19 protein-coding genes and 1 tRNA gene are annotated in these 19,681 nt (G+C 65.8%); 10 read left to right on the forward strand and 10 right to left on the reverse strand.

Translation table 11 applies throughout. The features are described from left to right. Positions 1-26 precede the first annotated feature (26 nt). Both benB and benA read right to left on the reverse strand, forming a co-directional pair. Positions 27-572 carry a benzoate 1,2-dioxygenase small subunit gene (gene benB / locus J2S97_RS02400; protein WP_307046210.1) on the reverse strand — a complete coding sequence of 182 codons (546 nt, stop codon included), beginning with the start codon at positions 570-572 and terminating at the stop codon, positions 27-29. A gap of 24 nt (positions 573-596) precedes the next feature. Continuing rightward, positions 597-1,955, reverse strand: a complete 1,359-nt coding sequence (gene benA / locus J2S97_RS02405; protein ID WP_307046211.1) for a benzoate 1,2-dioxygenase large subunit — start codon at positions 1,953-1,955, stop codon at positions 597-599. A 283-nt stretch (positions 1,956-2,238) separates the two neighbouring features. Between benA and J2S97_RS02410 the strand changes: the two genes are divergently transcribed. The 4 genes from J2S97_RS02410 to catC all read left to right on the forward strand — a co-directional run bounded on the left by J2S97_RS02410 (position 2,239) and on the right by catC (position 5,560). Next, entirely contained in the window at positions 2,239-3,153 is a 915-nt protein-coding gene (locus J2S97_RS02410) for a LysR family transcriptional regulator (RefSeq protein ID WP_307046213.1), read from the forward strand. Then, a complete protein-coding gene (locus tag J2S97_RS02415; RefSeq protein WP_307046215.1) occupies positions 3,150-4,265 on the forward strand; it encodes a mandelate racemase/muconate lactonizing enzyme family protein in 1,116 nt (371 codons plus the stop codon). The genes J2S97_RS02410 and J2S97_RS02415 overlap by 4 nt, the downstream gene beginning before the upstream one ends. Before the next feature lie 75 nt (positions 4,266-4,340). After that, the gene (gene catA, locus J2S97_RS02420) at positions 4,341-5,204 is read left to right on the forward strand and encodes a catechol 1,2-dioxygenase (RefSeq protein WP_307046217.1); all 864 of its coding nucleotides are present in this window, start codon (positions 4,341-4,343) and stop codon (positions 5,202-5,204) included. Between the two features lie 71 nt (positions 5,205-5,275). Further along, the gene (catC, locus tag J2S97_RS02425) at positions 5,276-5,560 is read left to right on the forward strand and encodes a muconolactone Delta-isomerase (RefSeq protein WP_307046219.1); all 285 of its coding nucleotides are present in this window, start codon (positions 5,276-5,278) and stop codon (positions 5,558-5,560) included. Between the two features lie 30 nt (positions 5,561-5,590). On the opposite strand, the gene J2S97_RS02430 is transcribed toward catC, so the two are convergent. After that, on the reverse strand, positions 5,591-6,637 hold the full coding sequence (locus J2S97_RS02430; RefSeq protein WP_307046221.1) for a helix-turn-helix transcriptional regulator: 1,047 nt from the start codon (positions 6,635-6,637) through the stop codon (positions 5,591-5,593). Between the two features lie 126 nt (positions 6,638-6,763). Then, positions 6,764-6,931, reverse strand: coding sequence for a hypothetical protein (locus J2S97_RS02435; protein ID WP_307046222.1), 168 nt, complete (start codon positions 6,929-6,931; stop codon positions 6,764-6,766). An 81-nt stretch (positions 6,932-7,012) separates the two neighbouring features. Between J2S97_RS02435 and J2S97_RS02440 the strand changes: the two genes are divergently transcribed. Next, positions 7,013-7,981 (forward strand): GlxA family transcriptional regulator, encoded by a 969-nt coding sequence (locus J2S97_RS02440; protein WP_307046225.1) that lies wholly within the window; start codon positions 7,013-7,015, stop codon positions 7,979-7,981. Between the two features lie 26 nt (positions 7,982-8,007). Here J2S97_RS02440 and J2S97_RS02445 read toward each other — a convergent pair whose 3' ends face one another. The 6 genes from J2S97_RS02445 to J2S97_RS02470 all read right to left on the reverse strand — a co-directional run bounded on the left by J2S97_RS02445 (position 8,008) and on the right by J2S97_RS02470 (position 12,607). Further along, complete coding sequence (locus J2S97_RS02445; protein WP_307046227.1) at positions 8,008-8,310, reverse strand: protealysin inhibitor emfourin; 303 nt, start codon at positions 8,308-8,310, stop codon at positions 8,008-8,010. Positions 8,311-8,372: 62 nt separating this feature from the next. Continuing rightward, positions 8,373-9,416, reverse strand: a complete 1,044-nt coding sequence (locus J2S97_RS02450; protein WP_307046229.1) for a M4 family metallopeptidase — start codon at positions 9,414-9,416, stop codon at positions 8,373-8,375. A gap of 131 nt (positions 9,417-9,547) precedes the next feature. Then, positions 9,548-9,620: transfer RNA gene (locus J2S97_RS02455), tRNA-Arg, on the reverse strand. Between the two features lie 77 nt (positions 9,621-9,697). Next, positions 9,698-11,209, reverse strand: a complete 1,512-nt coding sequence (locus J2S97_RS02460; RefSeq protein WP_307046548.1) for a ferredoxin--NADP reductase — start codon at positions 11,207-11,209, stop codon at positions 9,698-9,700. Between the two features lie 5 nt (positions 11,210-11,214). Beyond that, the gene (locus tag J2S97_RS02465; RefSeq protein ID WP_307046231.1) at positions 11,215-12,087 is read right to left on the reverse strand and encodes an FAD:protein FMN transferase; all 873 of its coding nucleotides are present in this window, start codon (positions 12,085-12,087) and stop codon (positions 11,215-11,217) included. Between the two features lie 43 nt (positions 12,088-12,130). After that, complete coding sequence (locus J2S97_RS02470; RefSeq protein ID WP_307046233.1) at positions 12,131-12,607, reverse strand: FMN-binding protein; 477 nt, start codon at positions 12,605-12,607, stop codon at positions 12,131-12,133. A gap of 235 nt (positions 12,608-12,842) precedes the next feature. Here J2S97_RS02470 and argS point away from each other — a divergent pair, with 235 nt between their 5' ends. From argS to thrB, 5 genes are read left to right on the forward strand one after another with little or no spacing between them, the layout of a single operon-like run. After that, positions 12,843-14,507: an arginine--tRNA ligase gene (argS, locus tag J2S97_RS02475; RefSeq protein ID WP_307046235.1), complete on the forward strand. Its 1,665-nt coding sequence runs from the start codon at positions 12,843-12,845 to the stop codon at positions 14,505-14,507. A 5-nt stretch (positions 14,508-14,512) separates the two neighbouring features. Further along, positions 14,513-16,015 (forward strand): diaminopimelate decarboxylase, encoded by a 1,503-nt coding sequence (gene lysA / locus J2S97_RS02480; protein WP_307046237.1) that lies wholly within the window; start codon positions 14,513-14,515, stop codon positions 16,013-16,015. After that, on the forward strand, positions 16,016-17,332 hold the full coding sequence (locus tag J2S97_RS02485; RefSeq protein WP_307046239.1) for a homoserine dehydrogenase: 1,317 nt from the start codon (positions 16,016-16,018) through the stop codon (positions 17,330-17,332). Next, a complete protein-coding gene (gene thrC / locus J2S97_RS02490) occupies positions 17,333-18,439 on the forward strand; it encodes a threonine synthase (protein ID WP_307046241.1) in 1,107 nt (368 codons plus the stop codon). 2 nt (positions 18,440-18,441) lie between these two features. Next, positions 18,442-19,428 (forward strand): homoserine kinase, encoded by a 987-nt coding sequence (gene thrB / locus J2S97_RS02495; RefSeq protein ID WP_307046243.1) that lies wholly within the window; start codon positions 18,442-18,444, stop codon positions 19,426-19,428. Positions 19,429-19,681 lie beyond the last annotated feature (253 nt).

The following is a 19,681-nucleotide window of genomic DNA, read 5'->3' on the forward strand; positions in this document are numbered from 1 at the left end:
GGGCTCGATTCCAGTGGTTCGGAAGTTTAGATGTGGTAGATGTCCACGACGTGGTGGATGTAGTCGTTCTTCAGGACGACCTTCTTTTTGGTGATGACAGGCTGCGTGCCGGAGTAGTCGACCGTGTAGAACGACGTTCCGAAGTAAGGATCGATGGTCTGGTAGCGGTAGTAGAGCGTGTGCCAGTTGAAGCGGACGTCAACTTCGCTGCCGCGCCACCCGATGATCTCCACGTTGGTGATGTTGTGGCCCGTGCGTGGTTCCGGCAGGCTGGTTGCGCTGGAGCGGTCCGTCTTGATGCGGAACACCCGGTCCTCGAGTCCGCCCCGGTTGGCGTAGTAGATCAGTGAAATTTCACGCTGGGGGTCGCTGGTGAGCTGGTCGTCGTCGGCCCAGGCCGGCATCCAGAACTCGGCTTCCGGGTGGTAGCAGTCCAGCCAGCGGTCAAACTCCCTGTCATCCAGGAACCGCGCTTCTCGGTAGAGGAAGGACCGGATTTCTTCCAGGGTTGCCGGGCCGGACCCGGTGTTCCGGTCCAGGCTCACGGCGGCGGTGTCGATGGTCTGTGTCATGAGGTGCTCCTGCTGTGGTCCGGGCTAGTTGCTTGTTGCTGATTCGACGTCGACCGCCTTGCGCATGGTGTCCACCCAGTACCCGTGCTGGATCGGGTACAGGCCTTCGTCCTCGGTTCGGGCGCCGCTGGAAACCGGTTTGAGCCCGATCTTGGCCGCATTGGCGTCCGGACCGGGGATCTGGTGGGTCATGCCGCGGCTGAGGTCGTTCCAGGGGGCTGCAGTGGCCAGATAGGTCTTCTGGCAGGAGCGGAACTCCTCGAGGTCGTCCGGGGTGGCCATGCCCGAGGCGTTGAAGAAGTCCTCGTACTGGCGGATGCGGTTGGCGCGGGCGTCCGCGCTCTCGCCCTTGGGCGCGATGCAGTAGATGGTCACCTCGGTCTTGTCGACGGAGATCGGGCGGAAATGCCGGATCTGCGAGCCGAACTGGTCCATCAGGTACACATTCGGGTACAGGCAGAGGTTGCGGGAGATGTTGATCATCCAGTCCGCCTTGGCCTCGCCGTACTTTTCGACGAGTTCATCGCGGCGGTCGAACAGCGGCCGGTTGCTCGGGTCAAGCCATTCGGTCCACAGCAGCAGGTGGCCGTGGTCGAAGGAGTAGTAGCCGCCCTTTTGCTTGGCCCAGCCGCCGGCATCCATGTTCTTCGTTTCGTTGGCCGACTCGCCAGTGGTGCGGCGGGCAGTTGTGGCGGCGTAGTTCCAGTGCGTGGCGGAGACGTGATAGCCGTCGGCGCCGTTCTCCGCCTGAAGCTTCCAGTTGCCGTCATAGGTGTAGCTGGAGGCGCCCCGGAGTACTTCCAGGCCCTCGGGGGACTGGTCCACGATCATGTCCATGATCTTGGTGGATTCACCGAGGTGTTCTTCCAGCGGCTTCACATCCGGGTTGATGCTGCCGAAAAGGAATCCACGGTAGCTTTCGAACCTGGCCACCTTCGTGAGGTCGTGCGACCCGTCCTTGTTGAACTGCTCCGGGTAGCCGGCGTCGCGGGGATCCTTGACCTTGAGCAGCTTGCCCGTGTTGTTGAACGTCCAGCCGTGGAAGGGGCAGGTGAAGGTGGTGCGGTTGTCTGTCTTGCGCCGGCACAACATGGCACCACGGTGGCTGCAGGCGTTGATGAGGGCGTTCAGTCCGCCCTGCTTGTCGCGCGAGATGATGATCGGCTGGCGGCCAATGTAGGTGGTGAAGTAGTCGCCCACGTTGGGGATCTGGCTGTCGTGGGCCAGATACACCCAGTTGCCCTCGAAAATGTGCTTCATTTCCAGTTCAAAGAGGTCTTCGTCCGTGAAGATGCTCCGCTTGGCGCGGTAGATGCCGTTCTCGTGATCCTCCACAAGGGCTTGGTCAAGGTGGGCGCGGATGCCCGCCAGCGTCTCTGTCATGTTGGCTCCTATCGGTATCGGGCAGCGTTGCCCGGGTGCCGGGCTGCGGTGCCCGTGCGGAACGCCGAACGATCGGTCGGTCGAACTGAATGCAGCCAACTCTGCCAGCGGGTGGCGCCCGTCACACTAGGCATTTGCCTAGGGTCGCCTAGGAGCTCATTGAGACTTCATACGTCTGAAAGTCTGCTAATTGGATATTTGTTGAATACTAAATTCACGCTTAGGCTGTTGAACCAACAACCATCAACGTGGCACAGCACACAGGGAAGGGGCACGCCGGAAAATGGAACTGCGTCACCTGCGCTACTTCATCGCCGTGGCGGAGACCCGCCACTTCGGCCAGGCTGCCGAGCGCCTGCAGATGGCGCAGCCCCCGCTGTCCCAGCAGATACGACAGTTGGAGGCCGAGCTCGGAGCGGAGCTCCTGGCCCGGACCACCAGAAGCGTGAACCTGACGCCGGCGGGCGAGGCATTCCTTACCGATGCTCGGCGAATCCTCAGCACAGTTGAGGAAGCGGCCCGTCGTGCCCGGCGCTTCGCGGACGGAAAGGGAGGAACGCTGCGCATCGGACTTACAGGGACCGCATCCTACACACAGCTTCCGGCGCTGGCGCGGCTCGTCAAGGAGCAGCTTCCGGATGTAGTGCTGGACATCCACACCGAGATGCTGACCCCTGCCATTGAACTGGCCCTGGCTGCCGGCGAACTCGACGTCGGCGTCCTCCGGCCGCCTGTCAGGGACCCGGCGCTGGCGCTGCGGCCCATAGCGCGCGAAACGTTTGTGGTCGCCCTCCCGGACGGCCACCGCCTGGCTGCCGCGGAGCGCCTGACCATCGGCGAACTCCGGGGGGAGGACTTCATCATGTACCCGGCGGGCTCCCGGTCAGTCGTCCGTGACGCCGTGGTAAGCGCCTGCCGGGCCGCGGACTTCTACCCCCGGGTTGCCCACGAATCCGCCAAAACGTCCACTCAGCTGTCCCTCGTTGCGGCCGGGCTCGGCATCGCAGTCCTCCCTGAATCGGTCCGTGGCATCGCACTGGCCGGCGTTCAGTACCGGGCAGTGACCGGCGCGGCGGACGTCGAGCTGGCTCTGGCGTGGTGCCGCACCGGAGACTCACCCCTGGTGGCAGCGTTCCTCGCCACTCTGGAGGACAACAACATTTTCCTCGACCCAAGCTACTCCGGAGGACTTCCGTGAAGATCATTTCCATCGAGGCGATTCCATTCGCCATCCCCTACCTAAAACCCCTGCGGTTCGCCAGCGGCGAGGTGCACACGGCGTCGCATGTACTGGTCCGCGTCCGCAGCGACGACGGGATCGTCGGAGTTGCCGAGGCGCCTGCGCGGCCCTTCACTTACGGTGAAACCCAGGAATCCATCGTGGCGGCGATTCAAACCCTGTTCGCACCCCAGCTTGTGGGAATGTCCGTCCTGGACCGCGAGTCGATGCACGCAGCCATGGATAGAACGGTGGGCAATCCGACCGCCAAGTCGGCTGTGGACATGGCCGTCTGGGACGTCATCGGAAAGACGCTGGGGCAGCCTGTCACAGCCCTCCTTGGCGGTTTCTCCGACGGCATGCGCGTGAGCCACATGCTCGGCTTCGCGGAACCGGCCAGGATGGTGGCCGAAGCGGAGCGCATGCGGGACACCTACGGGATCACCACGTTCAAGGTGAAAGTGGGCCGCCGGCCCTTCGGCCTGGACGTCGACGTCTGCCGCGCCCTTCGCGAGGAGCTTGGCGGGGGCATCGAACTGTACATCGACGGCAACCGGGGCTGGACGCCGTCGGAATCCCTGCGCGCCCTCAATGCCATGGCGGACCTTGACCTGACGCTCGCCGAGGAGCTGTGCCCGGCGGACGACATCCTGGGACGCAAGTGGCTGGTGGACCACTGCCCTGTCCCGTTCGTGGCAGATGAGAGCGCCACAAACCCCGGCGATGTGACCCGCGAACTGCTCAGCGGCGCCGCCAATGCCGTCAGCATCAAAACGGCACGCACCGGGTTCTCACACTCCCAGCGCGTGCTGTTCCAGTGCGACGGCCTGGGCGTCGAAGTGGTGATGGGCAACCAGATCGACGGGCAGCTCGGCACCTTGTGCACGGTCACCTTCGGCGCCGCCTTCAAATCCACCACCCGTCGGGCGGGGGAACTGTCGAACTTCCTGGACATGAGTGATGACCTGCTGGCGGAACCCCTCGAGATCGTGGACGGACGGCTTGCTGCACGCCAGGTCCCGGGAATCGGGATCGACATCGACCCCGAGAAGCTGGCCAAGTACCGGCTCGACCTGGACACCCGCCGCTGAAACTTAAGCTCCACAGCACTAAACCCCACGGCGCCTGCACTGAGGCGGGCGCCGGCTGCAGAAAGAGAGTCAACGATGACAACCCAGCTGACCGAATTCGATGCCAAGGCCGCCGAGTCCGGCAACGCTGCGACCGAGCGCTTCCGTGACAGCGGCAAGACGACTGCGCTCGCGGTCCCCAAGGAACGCGTGTCGCTGCTGGCCAACGAGGTCCTCGGCGCGGTCTACGAAACGATCCGCAAGCACAAAGTGACGTACGACGAGTTCAACGCCCTCAAATCATGGCTGATCGGGGTGGGCGAGGACGGCGAGTGGCCGCTGTTCCTCGACGTCTGGGTGGAGCACGTTGTCGAGGAAGTCTCCACGGAGGACCGTGAAGGCAACAAGGGCACCATCGAAGGTCCCTACTACGTGCCGGGGTCGCCGCAGCTCGAAACGCCGGCCACGCTGCCGATGCGGGACGACGAGGGCGGCACGCCGCTGCTGTTCCAGGGCCAGGTCCGCGCCGTCGACGGGAGCCCGCTGTCCGGCGCCCACGTGGAAATCTGGCACGCGGATGACAATGGGTTCTACTCGCAGTTCGCCCCTGGCCTGCCCGAATGGAACCTGCGCGGTACTGTGGTGGCGGACGCCGCCGGTAACTTCGCGCTGAACACTGTGCAGCCGGCGCCGTACCAGATTCCCACCGACGGCGCCTGCGGCAAGCTGATCGCCGCGGCAGGCTGGCACGCCTGGCGGCCGGCGCACCTCCACCTGAAAGTCTCCGCCCCGGGTTACCAGCTGCTGACTGCGCAGCTGTACTTCGACGGTGACCAGCATCTGTCCGACGACATCGCCTCGGCCGTCAAGCCCGAACTGGTCCTGAGCCCGGCGGCACGCCCCGATGGGGCAGGGAACGAGGTCACGTACGACTTCGTGCTGGACGCCCAGCGCGCCTGAGGAGGGCCGGAAACGCTCCACCTCATCCCGTCAACACCGAGAACCAAACACCGAGAGTAAGGATTCTTCCAGTGCTTTTTGCAGTGCGCATGGACGTCAGCATCCCGCAGGACATGGACGGGAAGGCAAAGGCAGAGCTGCTCGCCAATGAGAAAGCATATTCGCAGGAGCTGCAGCGGAAAGGTGAGTGGCAGAGCATCTGGCGCTGCGTGGGGGAGTACGCCAACATCAGTATCTTCGATGTCTCCGGCAACGAGCGGCTGCATGAAGTTCTTTGGGGGCTGCCGCTGTTCCCGTATATGACGATCGATATCACGCCGTTGGCGGTGCATCCCTCCGACGTTGCTGTCGGTTAGTGGACTCAGTATCGACGGAAGGGACCCGGCTCACGGTTGAGCCGGGTCCCTTTTGACGTGCGGGTTGCTGTCCGGCGTGCCGCCCGGACCTCCAGCAGTGACACTGCCCGACGCCGGGCTGCCGCCGCCCGCCGCATTGCGGAGCCGTTCGGCCAGCCTGCCGACATGCTCCGCGAACTCCGCCGGGGCGAGGATCTCGAAGTCCATGTCCAGCCCTGCCAGGTGCGCGGCGGGGGCATCGAGCCGGTCCCAGCCCGCATGCAGGATGGTCCGGTCCGGCCCTTCGGCCGTCAGGGTGGCCACATGCGGACCGACCAGGGCTGCCACGTCGTGCAGCGGCGCGTGCAGCCGCACCACTACCTCGTACCTGTACGGGGACCGCGTTACCGAGCGTTGCACGTAGGCTGCCAGGTCCGGTGCGGGCAGTGGACGCGGCACGTACTTCTTCCGTTCCGCGGGCATGGAGGCGATGCGGTCAGCCCGGAACGTGCGCCAGTCCGCCCGGTCGCAGTCCCAGGCGACCAGATACCAGCGGCGCCCCGTGTCCACGAGGCGGTACGGTTCCACCAGGCGGCGGCCCGCGCCGCCGTCGGCCTTCGTGTAGTCGAAGCTCACCTGGCGGCGCTCGGCGATAGCCGTCGACACTGCCGTTAGAAATAGCGGATCAACGGGCGCGGCGTCGCTGGCCAGTGTGGTCACCGCGTTTCGCAGCGTGGAGAACCGGGTGCGGAGCCGGGACGGCAGCACCTGTTCGAGTTTGGCCAAGGCCCGCACGGAGGCCTCGCCGATCCCCGCAACCGGGCCTGCCGCCACCGAGCTGAGGCCCAGGGCCACAGCCAGGGCCTCGTTGTCGTCAAGCAGGAGCGGCGGAAGCTGGGCCCCCGATCCCAGCTGGTAGCCGCCGGCCACGCCGGGGGAAGCCTGGATGGGATACCCCAGGCTTCGGAGCTTGCCGATATCGCGACGGACGGTCCGTTCCGTCACCTTCATGCGTTCCGCCAGGGCCGGTCCCGTCCATTCGCGGCGGACCTGCAGCAGGCTCAGCAACTGGAGCAGGCGGGCGGACGTCTGGATCATAGGAACGAATGTACGCCCCTATGCGGACTGGAGCTGTCCGGATAGGGGCGCAGGCGGCTGTTATGGGATGAAGGTGTCGGGCCGTTGGCCGGGTTTGCCGAATGGCAGCCGGCCGGGATGGCGATGTCAGTAGTTCCTTATGGTGTAGCTGACGCTCGGGAGGTCCAGGGCGGACCAGTCCTTCTCCGAACGTTCGGGGGGCGTATGGCCCCGTCCGTCTTTGAGGAGTGCGGCGACGGTGGCCGACAGGACGAGGAGCAACAGGACGATGAGTGCGACTGCGATGGTTTCCATGCCTCTATGTTTCTCCCGTTCCCGGTGACAAAACAGTGGCAGAAATGCCCAAAAAGCTCTAATTTCTGCCACAATGGAAGCATGCTCAATTCAGTGGCAGTGATTGTTGTTCCCAACTTTTCAATCTTCGAGTTCGGGACCGCGTTCGAGGTGTTCGGCATTGACAGGTCGGCCCGGGGAACCGGTGTGCCGGCCTTCGATTTCCGCGTCTGCACGCCGGAACCGGGCGATATCCGGCTCAAGTCCGGGCTGTCCCTGCACGTGGACCTGGGGCTGGAGGCGGCCGCCGATGCGGACCTCGTCATCATGGCACCCTACGGCCACGACGAGGACGTCCCCGAATCGGTCTTGGACGCGCTGCGGGCCGCGCACGACCGCGGCGCCTGGGTGATGTCCATCTGTTCCGGCGCCTTTGCCCTGGCGCGTGCCGGCCTGTTGGACGGTCGTCGATGCACGACGCACTGGCACTATTCGCAAGTGCTGGCCAGCCGATACCCGGCGGCGCTCGTGGATGAAAACGTCCTGTACGTCCAGGACGGCCGGATCATCAGCAGTGCAGGCACCGCGGCCGGCATCGATGCCTGCCTTCACCTGGTGAGGGTGGAGCTCGGAGCCAACGTGGCGGCGAGCATTGCCCGTGACATGGTGGTCCCGCCCCACCGCGACGGCGGGCAGGCGCAGTTCATCGACCGTCCTATTCCTGCCTGCGGTTCGCAGCCCATGGAAGAGCTGCTGCAGTGGATGGTCCGGAACCTCGAACATGAGCACACGGTGAATGAACTGGCGGCCCGGGTCCATATGTCGCCGCGGACGTTCGCGCGGCGCTTCCGGTCCGAAACGGGGGCCACTCCCGCGGCCTGGCTGAACTCGCAGCGCGTTTTGCGGGCACAGGAGCTTCTCGAATCCACGGAGCTGAACATCGACGAGATTGCCCGCGAGTCCGGGTTCGGCCACTCCGTGCTGCTGCGGCACCATTTCGGCAAAGTGCTCGACACGAGCCCGCAATCCTACCGGCGTGCATTCCGCGGGCACCTGGAGCCGGCGGTCTAGCCGGAGATCGCGGTCTGGTTCGCGACCTACCCGGAGCGGCGTCCGCCGTTCCGGGCGGCTTCGGCCGCCGCCCGGGTGTTGTCCACGAGGACCCGCCACGGGCCGGTGACTGCCTGCTCCGGGAGAGTGGCGCGGTGCTGGCCTGCCCTGATCGAATACATGAACCTGTCCGGCTGGCCCCCGGCCTCAGCCGGGCGCGGGACGGCGTCCCACGGGCAGGCCTCAACGAGCGGTTCCCAACGGCTCCTGTCCGTCGGCGTGGTGGCCTGGACGCTCCACACCCGCTTGATCGCCGCAATCCCGCCGCTGCGCTGGACAGTGATCTTCATGGCCTGGTTCCTGTGCTTCCGCTACTGCTGGCCGCCGGCTGACCGCTCCGGCGGCGATTCAGTTACAGCTTTACCTTCACAGTTTCCCACGCCTTCCGGACGGCGTCATGTTCCGGAGATTCATCGCCGAACAGTTCCTTTGCAGATGCGGCGGTCGCTTTAGCGAATTTCGTGAAAGTCGCGTTGGCCGGCAGGGATCCGCCGGTGAGTGTGTCGTACCAGATCCGGCCCGGCGTTTCCCAGGCATTGCCGCCGAGCGCTGATGCCACCAGGTAGAACGCGCGGTTGGGGATGCCTGAGTTGATGTGCACGCCGCCGTTGTCCGCGCTGGTCCGCACGTAGGAATCCATCGAGTCCGGCTGGGGATCCTTGCCCAGCACGTCGTCGTCGTACGCGGTACCGGGAGCCTTCAGCGACCGCAGGGCCGCACCTTCCACCTGATCGGTGAACAGGCCCTCGCCGATGAGCCAGCTGGCGGCCGAGGCCGGCTGCTGGCCGACGTACTGCTCCACGAGTGCGCCGAACACGTCAGACAGCGATTCGTTGAGGGCGCCCGCCTGGTTCCGGTAGACGAGCCCGGCGGAGTGCTGCGTCACGCCGTGGGCCAGCTCGTGCCCGATGACGCTCAGGGACCGGGTGAAGCGCTGGAAGATTTCGCCGTCGCCGTCGCCGAAAACCATCTGGCTTCCGTCCCAGAACGCGTTGTCGTACAGGTTGCCGAAGTGCACCGTGGCATCGAGCGGAAGTCCCTGGCCGTCGATCGAGTTCCGGCCGAAAGCCTCGGCATATAGCCGGTGGGTGTGCCCCAGGCCGTCATAGGCCTCGTCGGCTGAGGGGTCTCCCGTGGCGGGCTCCCCCTCCTTGCGGACCACTTGGCCGGGCAGGGACTCAGAGCCCTTTGTGTCGTAGACCGTGCGGCTGGGCGGACCGGGAGTGAGCTGCCGTATTCCGGAGGGGACGGCCGGCAACGGCAGTGCGCGGGTGGCCTGGATGGACCTGACATGGAGCAGCGCTTCCTTGGCTGCGCGCGCAACTGCGGAGAGGCGTGGTTCGTCCCGGGCCGCAAGTCGACGCAGCAGGTAGGGCGGGATGATGGAGCAGTACATGAATTTCCCCTTTGCTCGTCGGCGTTTGAACCAGCCTACGAGGGGGTGCCGACATTGCCGCGGGACACGCCTTAAGGGCGGGCCGCCCTTAAGCAGGAAACCCCGCCAGCTGGGCTGGCGGGGTTTGTCTGTGCCCTCGATAGGATTCGAACCTACGACCTTCTGCTCCGGAGGCAGACGCTCTATCCCCTGAGCTACGAGGGCAGTCAGGGTTTCCTGCCGTTGCCGGCGGGACGTCCTAGAGCTTAGCAGGAAGGTGGCCTCGAATGGAAAATCGGGGGTCAGTAGCCTGCGAACGAGTCGGTGTGGATGCGCCGGGCACCGGCGCTGCGGGCGGCGGCCCGCAGCGAGCGGACGCTGGCAGGCGAGCCGGAAACGAACACGTCGCGCGCGGTAATGTCCGGAACGAGTTCCTTGAGCGCCGCGCCGTCGAGCCGTGCCGGCGGCCGGGAGACTTTGCACGCGTCTTCCATGAACGACGGCGGCGCGGAGCCGTCGGAGAGACGCGCAATGACCCGGGCACCGGATTGCTCAAGCGCATCCGCGTAGGCGAGTTCCGAGGCCGACTTCGCCAGGTACAGCAGGACGACGTCGCGGTCCTTCGCGGAACCTGCGGCGAGCTGGGCAAGGTACGGCGTAATGCCGATGCCGGCCGCAACCAGCAGGACGGGACCGGCCGGTCTGCGGGGGAGGACGAAGTCGCCGCCCACAGCGGTAGCCGTCACGGAGTCTCCGGGCCGAAGCGCGAGAAGGGCCCGCTTGGCGGCGGACACCGGCTCGGCGGTTCCCACACCGATCGTCACGTCCCGGGCATCCGGGGCGCTGGTCAGGCTGAAGACGCGCCGCCGGCCTTTCCCGTCGGACCTGGCGTGGGGCAGGTGCAGTTCCATGTACTGCCCCGGCGCGAACCGGACGGCGCGTTCCGGCCGGAAGCTGAATTCCGTTGTCGTCGGCGTCAGGGGCCGCGATTCCTGGAAGTTCAGCCGGATACCGCCGCGCTGTCCGGCCAGGAAGGCAATCAGGTTTCCCACGAGCAGCGCCAGTTCGGGCGAGTTTGCCACGAATCCCAGGTTGTAGGGCACCGCGAACACCACACCGACGACGGCGGCGAGCGCCAGCTGCTGCCAGCGCCGCGGCGGAAGGGTCAGCGGTTCGGTCAGCATGAAGCCCACGAAAAACAGCACCGGGCGCTGCGCGAGGGGCTGCCAGAGTGCTCCGCCCAGAGACATCCCGGCCTGGAGCAGTTCGGTGGCCACAATGGACACGGATACGGCCGTGAAGACGGCACCCATGAGGATCTTCCTGGTGCGGTAGAGCACCAGCAGGATGCCGGGAACGAGGAGGAAGAGCATCGCGGGAGTTGCCGCCCACCACGTGGCGATGTTCAGTCCCGTCAGACCTGCCGTGAAGGCCCCTGCGGCAGCCGGATTGAAGATGTGCCGGCCGCGCCAGGCCAGGGCGTATTTCGAGGCCGAAGCCAGGACGCAGGCCAGCGCTACGCCCGCGACGTCCAGGGCCTTGAAACTGGGCCAGAAGAGGAAATACAGCAGCAGTCCGGTGATGAGCGATGATTCGGAATGCGGTCGGACGTGGAACAGCGCTGCCAGGCCGCGGTTCGAGGCATAGGTCAGTCCCAGGCAGAGCGCCAGATGGGCCAGCATCTCGGGGATGCCGAACGTCAGCCAGCCCAGGACGTTGAGCAGCAGGCTGTACGCGGCCAGTACGGCAAGAACCCACAGGATCAGGCGGTACATGGTCAGGCGGTTCAAGGACGTGTCCAGCCGCTGGATCATGGAACTCATTCGAACAGCACTCCTTCGAAACCTGCTGAGTAGGCGGCACTTCCGTCCGAGAAAACCGTAAGCCAGGAAAACTCAAAATCCTGCTCAAGCACCTTGCCGGAAACGAAGAACAACGCCGTGGCAAGTGCATCGGCCGTCATGGCATTCGCCGCCAGCGCCCAGGTGGCAACGACAGTCCGCACCGGCGTCCCCGTGATGCCGTCCAGCACGTGGTGCAGCCCGTCGCCCCAGGCCCGGCGGTTTGCTGCCGAGGCACACAGTGCGCCGGCGCCCAGGCTGATGGTGCCGATGGCCCGGCCGGGATCGTACGGATGCTCCAGGCCCACGGCCACCGGAACGGGTCCGGAATTGAGGAGGTCGCCGCTGGCGTCAATGAAGTGTTCACTGATGCCCAGGGACCGGAGCTCCGCCGCAAGCAGATCGGCCAGCTGCCCCTTGCCTGCGGCTCCGACGTCCAGCACCACGGGGGCCGTGGTGGTCAACACGGAGTCCTGCCAGTCCAGCACGTCGTCCCACTGCGGGGCGGGCACCGGGGTTCCGCGGGACCGGAGCGAGTAGTCAGCGTCGTAGCCCAGCTGTTCCAGGCTGCCACCGATCAGCGGAGTCATGGCACCGGCACTCAGCCGGTACAGGCTCCGGTACAGGCGGCCCAGCTCGCCTGCACCGTCCGGCATCTCGTAGCGTCCAGCTTCCCTTGCCGCCTGTGCCACGAGGGAGTCCGTCCTGAAACGGGACCACGCGGCGTCGTAATTCTCCACCACGTCCAGGAGCCGGCGGCGCTGGCCGGTGTCCAGGGGGCCCGGCGTGGAAATCTCCCAGCTGGTCCCGATTCCCTCGAAACTAAAGACTGCCCAGCCGGGTTGCGGCACGTGATCTCCTTTTGACGCGGTGAACAGCTGATAAGGCGCCGCGTTATTGGGCTTCGGCCTTGATCTTCTGCACGGCCTCGTTGAAGCCGCCGCTGGTCAGCGACGAGCCGGCAACTTTGGAGACGTTCAGCTCATCCAGGTTCTTGCCTACGATCTGGGCCTTGATTCCGCCGGCGAACTCACCCTGGAACTTGCGCGTGTTGGGGTTGGAGGGGTGCTGAGTGATGTTGACGTCGGACACCGTGCCGCCGGAAAGTGTCAGCTCGACGCCCACGGTTTCGGTGCCGTTGGGGGAGACATAGTTTCCGTCGGCGCTGTAGGTGCCGTCCTTGTAGCCGGAAGCGGCCGCCGTCGACGCGCCGGTACTGGCCATGGGGGCACTGCCGGTTGCCGAGCCGGTGGAGGCGGCGGTGGACTGGGCAGCGGGTGCCTGGGCGGACGGCGCGCAGGCCGCTACGGTTCCGATCAGGGACATGCCGGCGAGGCCGACGAAAACGCTCTTGCGTACCGGGAAGCTCATGCAGGGACTCGTTTCGTGTAGTTGCGTATGGATGAGTGTTGGCGAAGTCGCGGCACCGGAGTGGCCGGGCTCAGTCAGGCGGTTACAGGATGGACAACGTTGGAATCAGCGTAACGGTTCATGCTGTGACGAAACCCGTTTCAAAACTGTGAGGCTTCTGATTTTTGTGCGCCTTCACAGCGTCATGTCATTCCCCGATTCCGCCGCTATCGCGGGCCACCGGTAGGCTAGAAGTGTGACTCCCGAAGAACTCTCCCTCGCCATATCCGCTTGCCTGAAAGACGCCGTCGCCGCCAGTGAAATCGCTCTTTCCGCATCAGCCGTACCGGACGAGGTTCGGGTGGAGCGGCCTAAGAACCGGGACCATGGTGACTGGGCCACCAACATTGCCCTCCAGCTGGCCAAGCAGGCGGGCACCAACCCGCGGGAGTTCGCCACAATCCTCAGCGCGCGGCTCAAGACCATCGACGGCGTGTCGGCAGTGGACATCGCCGGGCCCGGCTTCCTGAACATCACCGTCGACGCCGCCGCAGCGGGGGCGCTGGCCAAGGCCATCGTCGAAGCCGGCCGGGAGTACGGCACAAACTCGGCGCTCGCCGGCCACGTGGTCAACATGGAATTCGTCTCGGCCAACCCCACCGGCCCGCTGCACATCGGCCACACCCGCTGGGCGGCGCTGGGCGACTCCATCGCCCGCGTGCTCCGGGCCTCCGGCGCGAAAGTCACCGCCGAGTACTACATCAACGACGCCGGATCCCAGATGAACGTCTTCGCCCATTCGGTGCTGTCCCGGCTGCACGGCCGCGGGGTACCGGAGGGCGGCTACCCGGGCCAGTACATTTCCGACCTGGGCCACCACGTCCTGACGGAACACCCGGGCATCCGCGAGCTGACCGACGTGGCGGCGCTGCCGGTCATCCGGAGCGCAGCGTACAAGGCGCAGATGAAGGACATCAAGGACACCCTCGCCGAGTTCGGTGTTGTCTTCGACGTCTACTTCTCCGAGCAGGAACTGCACGACGCCGGCGCCATCGAAAGTGCCGTGGCGCGCCTTCGCGAACAGGGCCACGTGTTCGACGACGGCGGTGCCGTCTGGCTGCGGACCACGGACTTCGGTGACGACAAGGACCGCGTGATGATCCGCGCGAACGGCGAACCGACGTACTTCGCCGCGGACGCCGCCTACTACCTCTCCAAGAAGGACCGCGGCTTCGACCAGAAGATCTACCTGCTGGGAGCGGACCACCACGGCTACATCCACCGGCTGAAGGCGATCGCCGCCGCCGCCGGCGACGATCCCGAGGCCAACATCGAGGTGCTGATCGGCCAGCTCGTGTCGGTGAACGGTGCCAAGCTGTCCAAGCGGGCCGGCAACATCATCGAGCTCAAGGACCTCATCTCCTGGCTTGGCAAGGACGCCGTCCGATACTCGCTGGCACGGTTCCCCGCGGATTCCCCGCTCACCCTGGATCCCGAGCTCCTCAAGAAGCACAGCAACGAGAACCCGGTGTTCTACGTCCAGTACGCACATGCACGCTCCCGCGGCACGGCGCGCAATGCCGTGGCGGCCGGAGTGGAACGCCGTGTCGATGGGAAAGACGTGTTCGACGCAGCACTCCTGGACCACCCCACCGAGAATGAACTGCTGTCCTACCTGGGCAGCTACCCGTCCATCGTGGCCAAGGCCGCCGAGCTGCGGGAACCGCACCGCGTGGCCCGCCACCTGGAAGTCATCGCCGGGGCCTACCACCGCTGGTACGACGCCTGCCGGGTGGCGCCGCAGGGCGATGAGCCCATCACCGGCGTCAACCGCACGCGGCTGTGGCTCAACGACGCCACCAGCCAGGTGCTGGCCAACGGACTGGAACTGCTTGGCGTTTCGGCGCCGGAACGGATGTGACCCCCATGTCAGGACAGCCCGAGAATTCCTCAGATTACGCATCGCCGCTGGCACCGGAGTGGCTTGCCGTCCCGGCAGACCCCAACGCGCTCCATGAGCCCATGTGGGCCGCTGGAGTTGCCCGGAACGACGCCGGCGAACTCGCCATAGACGGCATTACGGTCAGCGAGCTCCAGCGCCAGTTCGGCACGCCGCTGTTCGTGATGAGCGAGAACGACTTCAGGGCACGCGCCAGGGCGTTCAGCGACGCCTTCAATGACGCCTTCGCCGACATCTGCGGGGGAGTGGATGTCTACTACGCCGGCAAGTCGTTCCTCTGCACTGCTGTTGTCCGGTGGGTTGAGGAAGAAGGCCTGCGGCTGGACACGGCGTCCGGCGGGGAACTCGCCGTCGCCCACCGAGCCGGCATCCCCGGGGCCGACGTCGCCCTGCACGGGAACAACAAGTCCGACGCCGAAATCCACCGTGCGCTGGACATGAAGTTGGGGCGGATCGTCGTGGACAGCCTCGCGGAGCTGGAGCGCGTCGCGAAAATCGCCTCTGACCGCGGCGAAACCGCCAAGGTGATGCTGCGGCTCACCCCCGGAGTGCATGCGCACACGCACGAATTCATTGCCACCGCCCATGAGGACCAGAAGTTCGGCCTCTCCATGGCAGAGGACTCCACGGACCAGGCCGGCCTGTCCGCTGCAGAGGAAGCAGTGGCCGCTGCGACGAGCTACCACAGCATTGAACTGCTTGGCCTGCACTGCCACATTGGCTCGCAGATCTTCGAACCGGACGGCTTCGCGCTGGCAGCGGTGAAACTGCTCAATTTCCTCGCCGCGATGCAGGAGAAGTACTCCATCGTCCTGCCCGAGTTGGACCTTGGCGGGGGATACGGCATTGCCTATACGCCGGTGGACACCCCGCGTCCGCCGGCCGAGATCGCGCAGGCGATGGCCGCCACCGTGCGCTCCACCTGCGCCGAGCTTGGCATCACCGCTCCGCGGATCTCCATTGAACCGGGGCGCGCCATCGTGGGGAGCACCACTTTCACCCTCTACGAAGTGGGAACCCTCAAGACCGTCCGCGTGGACGCGCCCGCCGCCGGAACCGGTGACGGCGGCGAAATTGGCGAGACTGCAGAAGGAACCGTTACGTACCCCCGCCGCTATGTGTCGGTGGACGGCGGCATGAGTGACAACGCCCGTCCGGTGCTTTATGACGCGGATTATTCGGCAATTGTGGCGTCCCGGACCTCCGACGCAGCCCCGCAGCTGTCCCGCGTAGTGGGCAAACATTGCGAGAGCGGCGACATAGTTGTTAGAGATGTATATCTGCCCGAGGACGTGGCAGCCGGTGATCTGCTCGCTGTACCGGGGACCGGCGCCTACTGCTGGGCCCTGTCAAGCAACTACAACTATCTGGCCCGGCCGGGCGTTGTCGCTGTGCGCGACGGATCAGCACGGCTGATTGTCCGCGGGGAAACCGAACAAGATCTGCTGAACCGCGACATGGGAGTCTGAATGACTGAATTGCGAACCCTGAAGGTGGCCCTGCTGGGCTGTGGCAACGTTGGGGCCCAGGTGGCGCGGATTCTGATTGAGGACGCCGACGCACTGGCAGCCCGCACCGGAGCCCGCCTGGAACTGACCGGCATCGCCGTGCGCAGCATCGATGCGCCCCGTGACGTTGAGCTGCCGCGGGAACTGTTCACCACGGATGCAGACACCCTGGTCAAGGACGCCGACCTCGTCATCGAACTGATGGGCGGAATCGAACCTGCCCGCTCCCTGATCCTCTCTGCCATCGAGAACGGCGCGTGCGTGGTCACCGGCAACAAGGCCCTGCTGGCCCAGGACGGCCCCACGCTCTACGAGGCGGCAGACAAGGCCGGCGTCCAGCTGTCCTACGAAGCAGCCGTCGCCGGTGCCATCCCCATCCTGCGCCCCATCCGCGACAGCCTCTCCGGTGACCGCATCACCCGGGTGCTCGGCATCGTCAACGGCACCACCAACTTCATCCTTGACCAGATGGATTCCACCGGCGCGCAGTTCGCCGATGCCCTCGCTGAGGCGCAGCGACTTGGCTACGCCGAGGCGGATCCCACGGCCGACGTCGGAGGCCTGGACGCAGCGGCAAAGGCGACCATCCTCGCCTCGCTGTCCTTCCATACACGCTTCGACCTGGAGAACGTCCACTGCGAAGGCATCACCGAAGTCAGCGCCGCGGACATCGCCGCGGCCAAGGACGCCGGGTTCGTCATCAAGCTGCTGGCCATCGCTGAGAAACTGACCGCTGCCGACGGCAGCGAGGGCGTCTCCGTCCGCGTGCACCCCACGCTGCTGCCGCGTGAGCACCCGCTGGCTGCCGTCCACGGTGCCTTCAACGCCGTGTTCATTGAAGCCGAGAACGCCGGCGAGCTGATGTTCTACGGCCAGGGCGCCGGCGGGACCCCGACGGCGTCGGCCGTCCTGGGCGACCTCGTTTCCGCAGCCCGCCGGATCGTCCTGGGCGGACCTGCGCAGACCGAGACCACCATCGGCCACGTTCCCGCGCTGCCCATCGACGCCGTGAACACGAGCTACTACATCGGCCTCGACGTTGCCGACCAGCCGGGCGTGCTGGCACGGATCGCCCATCTGTTTGCGGAGCACGGCGTGTCCATCGAGATCATGCGCCAGACCATCCACCGTGATGCCGACTCCAACGTGGAATCGGCCGAACTGCGGATCGTCACGCACCGCGCAACCGAAGCTGCACTGGCAGCAACCGTCCGGGCCGTGAAGGGCCTAGACGTCATCAATTCCGTTACATCCGTTCTTCGGGTAGAAGGAGTCTAAGTGGCTCACCAATGGCGCGGTGTCATCCGCGAATACGCTGATCGTTTGCCCGTAACGGAAAGCACCAAGGTCATTACCCTCGGTGAAGGCGGCACGCCGCTGGTCCATGCGCAGAAGCTGTCCGAGCTGACCGGCTCCGCCGTGTACCTCAAGGTCGAAGGCATGAACCCCACGGGCTCCTTCAAGGACCGCGGCATGACCATGGCCATGACGGCAGCGGTGGCCTCCGGCGCGAAGGCCGTCGTGTGCGCCTCCACCGGGAACACCTCGGCGTCGGCCGCCGCCTACGCCACGGCCGCAGGGCTGAAGTGTGCCGTGCTGGTGCCCGAAGGCAAGATCTCCATGGGCAAACTCAGCCAGGCCATCGCGCATGGCGCGACGCTGCTGCAGGTGGACGGAAACTTCGACAACTGCCTGGACATCGCCCGCAAGCTCGGCGAGGCCTACCCGGTCTTCCTGGTGAACTCGGTGAACCCCGCCCGTATCCAGGGCCAGAAGACCGGCGCCTTCGAGATCGTCGATGCCCTCGGCGATGCCCCGGACATCCACGTCCTGCCGGTGGGCAACGCGGGGAACATCACCGCGTACTGGAAGGGCTACAAGGAGTACTCCGCGCCGTTCGAGTCCGAAACTGCCGGGACGCTCCCTGCCGTGTCCACCAGGACACCGCAGATGTGGGGATTCCAGGCCGCCGGCGCAGCCCCATTCGTGGTCGGCCACCCCATCACGGAGCCGGACACCATCGCCACGGCCATCAGGATCGGCAACCCCGCCTCCTGGGACGGCGCCATCGCCGCCCGTGACGAGTCCGGTGGTTTCATCGACTCCGTCACCGACGACGAGATCCTGGCAGCGCACCGCTGGCTGTCTGCCCGCGAAGGCGTCTTCGTCGAGCCCGGTTCCGCCGCCGGCGTCGCCGGCCTGATCAAGAAGCACGCGGCGGGCGAGGTTCCTACGGGCAAGACCATCGTGATCACTGTGACCGGCCATGGCCTGAAGGATCCGCAGTGGGCACTGCGTACCGAGGACGGCAGCGACGTCCAGCCCGTCAAGGTGTCCAACGATGTGGTCACCGTGGCCGCCGAGCTTGGCCTGGAAGAAAAATAACCTTGGAAACCACCCTCACAGTCCCGGCCGAGTCTGCCGCCGGCACGCCGGCAGTCCCGGCCGGGCAGCTGGTGACCGTGCGCGTCCCGGCCACCAGCGCCAACCTCGGCCCGGGATATGACAGCCTGGGCCTGGCCCTTTCGCTGCACGACACCCTGACCGTGGAAACCCTGGGCAGCGGCGAGCTGCAGTTCGAACTTAGCGGCGAAGGTGCGGAGACGCTCCCGCGCGACGCGAGCCACCTTGTGGTCAAGGCCATTACGGAGGCACTGCACCGGCTGGGCTTCCGGCACGCCGGCCTCAGGATCACGGCCGACAACGTGAATCCGCACGGCCGCGGCCTGGGTTCTTCGGCGTCTGCCGTTGTGGCCGCAGTGACCGCCGCGAATGCACTGGTTCCGGAGTCCGCGCGCCGGGGCAAGGACTGGATCCTGCAGCTCACGAGCGAAATGGAAGGCCACCCCGACAACGTCGCACCGGCCATATTCGGCGGGCTGGCGCTGTCATGGCAGGACAGTGACCAGTACAGCAGCACCTGCGCTACAGTGGCGGATTCGGTGATTCCGGTGGTCGCAGTACCGGACTACGAGCTTTCCACCGAAGCGGCCCGCGCGCTCCTGCCGGCATCGGTGGGCCATCATGCGGCCGCAATGAACTCCGGCCGGGCGGCTCTGCTCATCCACGCCCTCACCAGCAAGCCTGAATTCCTGCTCGCCGGAACGGAAGATTACCTCCACCAGAGCTACCGTGCGGACGCCATGCGCCCCAGCGCGGAGCTGATCCGGGCACTGCGCCGCGCGGGGCACGCAGCCGTTGTCTCCGGCGCAGGACCCACCGTCCTGGTGCTGGCCAACGGCGAAGACGAGGCAGCCGCGGTGGTGGAGTTCATCGGCGCCCACACCCAGGCCAACACGCCGGATGTTGGCTGGCGCGTGATGAAGCTGGCGGTGGACGTTGAAGGTGCTAAAGTGGGAGTGCACCGGCGGTAATCCCGCAGGCAGTTAGTCAAAGAACCAGAACCGCAGTCAAAAGAACCCGATGTTGGCCATGGAGCCTGTCTGATCGTTTGCTGCTCTGAATTTCAACTGCGCAATAGTCACCGGTGCCGCCTGCTTTGGTCTGTCGCAGGAATCTGCAGAATCACTCTGCACCCCTGAAGCGTCAGTCCGCCATTCCGGTCTCTTGTTGGAATGTCGAGGTGTATCAGTATCCGGCCCTGCTGGCCGAATTCCATCCGGCAAG

The sequence above is a fragment of the Arthrobacter oryzae genome (assembly GCF_030812315.1).
Lineage (GTDB): Bacteria > Actinomycetota > Actinomycetes > Actinomycetales > Micrococcaceae > Arthrobacter > Arthrobacter oryzae_B.